General features: G+C 52.0%; 6 protein-coding genes. 5 read left to right on the top strand and 1 reads right to left on the bottom strand.

Annotation, left to right across the window (positions count from 1 at the left end; genetic code table 11):
- A partial coding sequence (dgt, locus tag H6A34_RS13165; RefSeq protein WP_205105888.1) for a dGTP triphosphohydrolase occupies positions 1–673 on the bottom strand: 673 nt, incomplete at its 3' end.
- Between the two features lie 266 nt (positions 674–939).
- Here dgt and dut point away from each other — a divergent pair.
- From dut to H6A34_RS13140, 5 genes are all read left to right on the top strand, one after another.
- On the top strand, positions 940–1,377 hold the full coding sequence (gene dut / locus H6A34_RS13160) for a dUTP diphosphatase (protein ID WP_021948786.1): 438 nt from the start codon (positions 940–942) through the stop codon (positions 1,375–1,377).
- 27 nt (positions 1,378–1,404) lie between these two features.
- Positions 1,405–3,180, top strand: coding sequence for a tetratricopeptide repeat protein (locus tag H6A34_RS13155; protein WP_205105887.1), 1,776 nt, complete (start codon positions 1,405–1,407; stop codon positions 3,178–3,180).
- Positions 3,167–4,063, top strand: a complete 897-nt coding sequence (gene lolB1, locus H6A34_RS13150) for a lipoprotein insertase outer membrane protein LolB1 (protein ID WP_205105886.1) — start codon at positions 3,167–3,169, stop codon at positions 4,061–4,063. The genes H6A34_RS13155 and lolB1 overlap by 14 nt, the downstream gene beginning before the upstream one ends.
- Positions 4,064–5,641 (top strand): peptidoglycan DD-metalloendopeptidase family protein, encoded by a 1,578-nt coding sequence (locus H6A34_RS13145; protein ID WP_205105885.1) that lies wholly within the window; start codon positions 4,064–4,066, stop codon positions 5,639–5,641.
- Positions 5,642–6,490: 849 nt separating this feature from the next.
- A partial coding sequence (locus tag H6A34_RS13140; protein WP_205105884.1) for a glycosyltransferase occupies positions 6,491–6,673 on the top strand: 183 nt, incomplete at its 3' end.

The following is a 6,673-nucleotide window of genomic DNA, read 5'->3' as shown; positions in this document are numbered from 1 at the left end:
CTGAACGGCGAATAATGCCCAATTCATCGGCGATTTTCCTGAAAATACGCTCTTCTGAAATGAAAAATCCGAACTTGCCGTGCCCCTTTTCCGCTATCGTTGAGGCGAAAGGATACTTCACTATCGACGCAAGCGTGGAGTAGGTCATGACGAAACCGCCGTCACGTCGCCCCTTGAAGCGGTGCGCCAGCAGGCGGAACGCATTGGCGTTACCCTCGAAGTGGGTGATGTCAGCCCAGAATCCGGGGCTTACCTTGTCTTTCAGCGAGCGTCCGTTGCCCTCGGTGAAAAACGTCTGTATTGCCTTTTCGCCCGAATGTCCGAACGGAGGGTTGCCCATGTCGTGCGCCAGACACGCCGTGCTGACGATTGTCCCGATTTGCGGAAACAGCGTATCAGCCAGTTCGGGACTGTGTTTCATCACGCCGTGGGCCACGTCGTTGCCAAGCGAAAGCCCCACGCTGGCCACCTCGAGGCTGTGGGTGAGGCGGTTGTGCACGAAGATACTGCCCGGTAAGGGGAACACCTGGGTCTTGTTCTGCATGCGCCTGAACGGCGCGGAGAATATCAGTCGGTCGTAATCACGCTTGAATTCGGAACGGTCGTCGTGGCGCATCGTGTGGCGATGCTCCTGTCCGAGCCGTTTGTTGGATATAAGTCGGTTCCAGTCCATCATGGTTCTAATTTTTATGTAGTAAGGAGTGAAGGCGTAAAGGAGTAAGTAGATATGTCTTTCTACTGTTTACTTATTGTTTAGTCGCTTATATCCACCGCTCTAATGCAAATCTACTTACTCCTTTTCTCCTTCTCTCCTTTTCTCCTTTTTACGTTGCAAAAGTAGTCTAAAATTGGCTAAAATCTTTCTTTTTACAAGTAATTTTGTTATTGTCTGAATATAAATCATTATTTTTGCAGCTTAAAAGAAAGTCAAGACATACAATGGTTAAGGTAAAGGTTATCAACAAGGGACATCAGCCGTTGCCGGCTTATGCCACCCCGCAAAGTGCCGGCATGGACCTCAGGGCCAATATAGGCGAATCAATAACGTTGCGCCCTATGGAACGGAAACTCATCCCTACGGGGCTATATATGGCTCTGCCCGCAGGCTATGAGGCCCAGGTGCGTCCGCGCAGCGGTCTCGCCCTGAAGCATGGAATAACCGTGCTGAATTCGCCGGGCACAATCGACGCCGACTATAGAGGCGAGGTAATGGTGCTCCTGGTTAACCTTTCGGCTGAAGATTTCGTCGTGAATGACGGCGAGCGCATAGCCCAGATGGTCATCGCACGGCATGAGACGGCCGTGTTTGCCGAGGTTGCCGAGCTCGACGAGACAGAGCGCGGAACCGGTGGCTACGGACATACGGGAGTGGAATAACGGCACGTCTCTCATTCGTAAGGATAAATGAAACGACAGATATTATATGTTTTAGCCTGCATGGCGGTAACCGTCATTATGGTCGGTTGCGGGAGCAAGGGCGTCGTGGCCGCGCAGCCGGAAGGCCGCAGTGTGCCCGTAATGCATCTGCCCGCCATCAGCCATAACGACAGCCTGCGCTTCAAGATGTATTATTATGAGGCCGTAAAGCAACAGATAAGCGGCAACTACGACGCTGCCTACGACCTTTTGGAGCATTGTATCGGTATCAATCCCAATGCCGCCGAGGCTTATTTCATGTTGTCTTTCTATGACGGCATACTGAAAGGAGACTCCGCCGCGTTTGCCGACGTCAAGAAAGCCTCCGAGCTTAACCCGACAAACAATGCATATCTCGAGCGCATCGGCGTGGGATATGTCAGCATGGGCAATCTTGACGAGGCCGTCAAGGCGTACGAGAAACTGTCGCGTAACAGTCCCGAACGCTCGGATGTGCTGGACTTCTTGGCGCAACTCTACAGCAGACAGAAGGATTATGACAAAATGCTTGACGTGCTGAACCGCATGGAAGCGCTTGAAGGCGCCAGTGAAGATCTTACCCTCGCCAAGATGAGGGTTTATTCTCTGCAAGGCAAGAAAGAGGAGGAGTATAACGAACTGAAGAACATGTCGGAGAAACATCCTAACGACATGAACTATCGCGTCATGCTCGGCAACTGGCTTTTGCAGAATGGCAAGCCGGACGAGGCAGGCAAATTGTACCTTGAAGTGCTGCAGGCTGAGCCCGAGAACATCATGGCCCGTATGTCGATGATAGACTATTACCGTACTTCGGGGCAGGCTATGCGTGCCGATTCGTTGCAGGAGGTGATGCTTGTCAGCCCGAAGACGCCTGTAGACGGCAAGATGGCGTTGATGCGTCAGGTCGTAGCCGACAACGAAAAGAATGGAGCCGACAGCACGCTGGTAATTGACCTGTTCAAGAAAATACTGAAGGAGCCTCAGGAAACGTCGGATATGGCCCAGCTGTATGCGGCTTACCTGACGCTGAAGAAAATGCCGCAGGATTCTATCTCGAAAGTCCTCGAGACGGTGCTTGCCATCTCTCCTGACAATGTAGCAGCAAGATTGCAGCTTATACAGGCGGAATGGAACAAGCAGGACTTCGACCGTGTAATCGAGCTTTCCAACCAGGCGCTCGACTATAGTCCGGATGAGTTGGCGTTCTATTACTTCCTCGGTTTTGCGTATATCCAGAAGGACGATGACGACAGTGCGCTGAAAGTGTTGCGCCGTGGGGTGAGTCAAATCAACGATCAGAGCAATCCGAGCCTTGTTTCCGACTTTTACGCCATTATGGGCGATATACTCCATGACAAAGGTGACGACAAGGGAGCTTATGCCGCGTATGATTCATGCCTGCAATGGAAGGATGACAATTACGGCTGCCTTAACAACTATGCTTACTATTTGTCGGTTGAAAACAAGGATTTGGACAAGGCCGCGCAGATGAGTTACCGTACGGTGCAGGCCGAACCGGACAATAGCACATTCCTGGATACGTATGCCTGGATACTGTTTATGCAGAAAAAGTATGCCGAGGCGCTGCAATATATCGATATGGCGGTGAAGAACGATACGACGAAAAGCGCCGTGATAATCGAGCATGCAGGGGATATTCACGCGGTAAACGGCGACATTGACGGCGCGGTAAAGTATTGGAATGAGGCCTTGAAGGCAGGAGCGGAGAACGAAACTGTATTGAGGCGTAAAATAAAACTTAGGAAATATGTTGAGAAATAAGTGCAGATTGTCAATCGTTACGGCGCTTGCGGCAATGTCGTTGCTCGTCGTTTCGTGCGGCAGCAGCAAGGCCCTGCAGGGCGGGACCAAGCCGACGAAGACAGAGAAAGTAACCCTGGATAATGCCGAAACCATGTCGCGCGACTTTCTCAGGAAGGTTTACGACAATGAGGTGTATGCCAACAGCATAACGTCTAAAATCAAGTTTACGGTCAATACCGGCTCCAAGGACATTTCGGTGTCAGGGTCTCTCAACATGAAGAAAGACCAAGTAATCCGCATTCAGCTCACTCCGTTCGGGCTTATGGAGGTAGGACGGCTGGAGTTCACCAAGGACTACGTACTCATAATGGACCGTATGAACAAGGAATATATCAAGGCTAGCTATGCAGACGTTGACTTCCTGCAGAAAAACGGGCTTGATTTTTATACCCTGCAGGCCTTGTTCTGGAACAAGCTTTTCGTTCCCGGTACGCAGAAAATAACGGATTCATCGCTCAAGAACTTCTCCGTTGCGTTCAATAACGCATCGTCAGACGCCGTTGTATCATACAAACGCGGCGACATGAGCTATGCCTGGAGCGCCGATAAGACAACCGCGCTGATAAAGAGTGTAGGCGTAACGTATGACGGTAAGACATCGGGCAATACGACAGTTACGTGCGACTACGGCAAGTTCAAGCCTCTCGGTACAAAGCTTTTCCCTACGGACATAACGCTGAGGCTCAAGACCGGAGCCGTGAAGAACGCCGACAAGATGTCAGTGAACATATCAATCAACAACCTTGACACGTCCGACGATTGGGACACGTTCACCACAGTGTCGGGCAAGTATAAGCAGGTGGACGTGCAAGACGTCGTGAAACGACTTATGAAGATGTAAATGAAACGACTCCTTATATTATTTTTGTCGATTATACTGGTGTTCCCTTCGTTCGCGCAAACAAAGAAGCAGACTACGCGAAAGAAGGCGAAGACAACCCGTGTGGCAAAAAAGAAAACCACTAAAAGCAAGAAAAAGACCGCTAAGTACTCAAATAATTCTATCAAGGGACTGCGTAACCAGCGTGCCGGAGTGCAGCGCAAGATAAAGGAGCAGGAGCGGCTTCTGCGTGCAAACAAGGCCGACGTAAAGAAAAGACTTAACAACCTGATGGTGCTTAACACGGAGATTGACCAGCACCAGAAGTCCATCGACGGGATACAGGAGGAAATAACGCACATCGACGGCAATATAAGCATGCTGAAAAGCCAGCTCGCCACGCTTGAGCAACAGCTTGAAGACCGCAAGGCCAAGTATATAAAGTCGGTGCGCTACCTTGCCGGCAAGCGTACCGTTCAGGATAAGCTGATGTTCATCTTCAGCGCAAAGAACTTCGCGCAGATGTACCGTCGCCTGCGCTTCGTGCGTGAATACGCGGCATACCAGCGCTCGCAGGGCGAGATGGTGAAGGCCAAGCAGCGCCAGATAGAGGAGAAGCATAAGGAACTGCAACGTGTCAGGGGACAGAAAAACACCCTTCTCGACAAGGGCAAGCAGGAGCATGCGGCCTTGCAGACCAAGCAGACCGAGCAGCAGAAGATGGTTAACACCCTGCAACGCCAGCAGAAAACGATACAGAAAGTCATTGCTGACCAGCGTAAGAAGGACGCAGAGCTGAACGCCAAAATCGACAAGCTGATAGCCGAGGAGATAGCCAGGGCCAAGGCACGTGCCGAAGCCGAGGCGCGGCGTAAGGCCGAAGCTGAGGCCGCCGCCAAGCGAAGGGCCGAGGAACTGGCCCGCAAGAAGGCCGAGGCCGAGGCTGCCGCGAGGGAGAACGCACGGCGTGTGAAGGAAGCCAGGGAGCGTGAAGAGCGCCTGAAAGCCGAGGCGCGCGAGGCCGCCAAGAAGGATGAGGCCGCCCGTAAGGAGGCTGAGCGCAAGGCGCGCGAGGCCGAGGAAGACCGCAAGGCGGCAGAGCGTAAGGCGCGTGTTGACGAAGAACGCCACGAGCGCGACGTTGAGAAGGCCACCAAGAGGGCCAAGGCTGCCGTAGAGATGGACAGCCAGGACCGCAAGCTGAGCGGCAGTTTCGAGCGCAACCGTGGCCGTCTGCCCATGCCGTTGGCCGGTTCGTGCAGGATAGTAAGCCACTTCGGACAGTACACGGTGCCCGGTCTGCGCAACGTAAGGCTCGACAACAAGGGTATCAACATACAGGGACAGTCGGGCGCGGCGGTGCGTTCGGTGTTCAACGGCGAGGTAAGCGCCGTGTTCAACTTCGACGGAAGCATGATTGTCATGGTGCGCCACGGCGACTATATCTCAGTATATTGCAACCTCGCCACGGTCAGCGTGAGTCGCGGACAGAAGGTAAGCACGGGCCAGGCGCTCGGTACTCTCGGCGGCGACAACATCCTCCAGTTCCAGCTGAGGCGCGGAACGGCCAAGCTGAATCCCGAGAGTTGGCTGAGGTGAGAATATAAAGAATGAATTATCGGGAGTAAACCGAAGTTGTGCTCCCTGCCGTTCGCCGGAGTTAACGGACATCTGCCATGTATCTTAACAGGGGCACTTGTCCGTTAACTCCGGCTAATTTTTGTATTAAAAGCACGTGAATTAGGTATTACCTTATCCTGAACTCACGTTAATTCATTATTTTTCTGCCATGTCAAAATTATATAATTTCTTTTGTTTTGATGTCGTTTTGTCATTTTGGAAATGCACGTATTCTTCTTCGTTTTAGACTTTTTACGTGATAAGACAAGGCGTTCCGTATGGCGGAAAACCATGAAATGTTGCACACATAGCCATGCTGTGTGCAATAATCGAGGGCGGTTTTGGCGCTAAATCATGGCTTGCGGCGGTGGCGAAGACCGTCAATCGGGCTGTTAAAGGCCGTCTTTGATGAAGCGAAAGACGGCCTTTTAGGCTGCGTTTCGCCGTCTGATGTTGCACGTTTAACGGTCGGATTGATGTAATCAGTTGGCGTATAGCATGTTAATTTTGCACACGTTTCTTGCCGTTATTCGGTCGCTGGCCGGATGAAACGCAGAATGTCGCAAAACAACACGCTATGTAGAAATCAATGTGTAAACGAAAATGGTTGATTACCTGACGTTTTGACATGTCTTGTTATGGTGCGCGTTGCGGTGTGCCCTCTCGCAGTGCGCCGTGGCGACGGTGGGCGAGGGCAGGACAGGCGCTTGCGGAAGGCCCTGCCGACGGCTGCGTATATTTTTCCGACAAGCCGGAAAAATGTCAGCCAAAATTGCAGTAAAAGAAAAAAAATGATTACTTTTGCGCAATAATAAGGTACGAGGTTTTATGCAAGATAAACTCAGAATCATCATCAGCGGAGGCGGTACGGGAGGCCATATATTCCCCGCCGTTTCCATAGCCAACGCCATACGGGCCAAATATCCCGACGCCGACATCCTTTTCGTGGGCGCTCTCGGGCGTATGGAGATGCAGCGCGTGCCCGACGCGGGCTACCGTATCATCGGCCTG

The organism is Marseilla massiliensis, assembly GCF_016899855.1.
Taxonomy (GTDB): domain Bacteria; phylum Bacteroidota; class Bacteroidia; order Bacteroidales; family Bacteroidaceae; genus Prevotella.
The sequence above is the reverse complement of the archived record's forward strand: the minus strand, read 5'-3'. Positions and strand labels throughout refer to the sequence as shown.

Excerpts from the sequence above, each read along its gene's own strand:
- H6A34_RS13155 (WP_205105887.1), top strand. The coding sequence starts at position 1,405 with ATGAAACGACAGATATTATATGTTTTAGCCTGCATGGCGGTAACCGTC.
- H6A34_RS13145 (WP_205105885.1), top strand. The coding sequence starts at position 4,064 with ATGAAACGACTCCTTATATTATTTTTGTCGATTATACTGGTGTTCCCT.
- dut (WP_021948786.1), top strand. The coding sequence starts at position 940 with ATGGTTAAGGTAAAGGTTATCAACAAGGGACATCAGCCGTTGCCGGCT.
- lolB1 (WP_205105886.1), top strand. The coding sequence starts at position 3,167 with ATGTTGAGAAATAAGTGCAGATTGTCAATCGTTACGGCGCTTGCGGCA.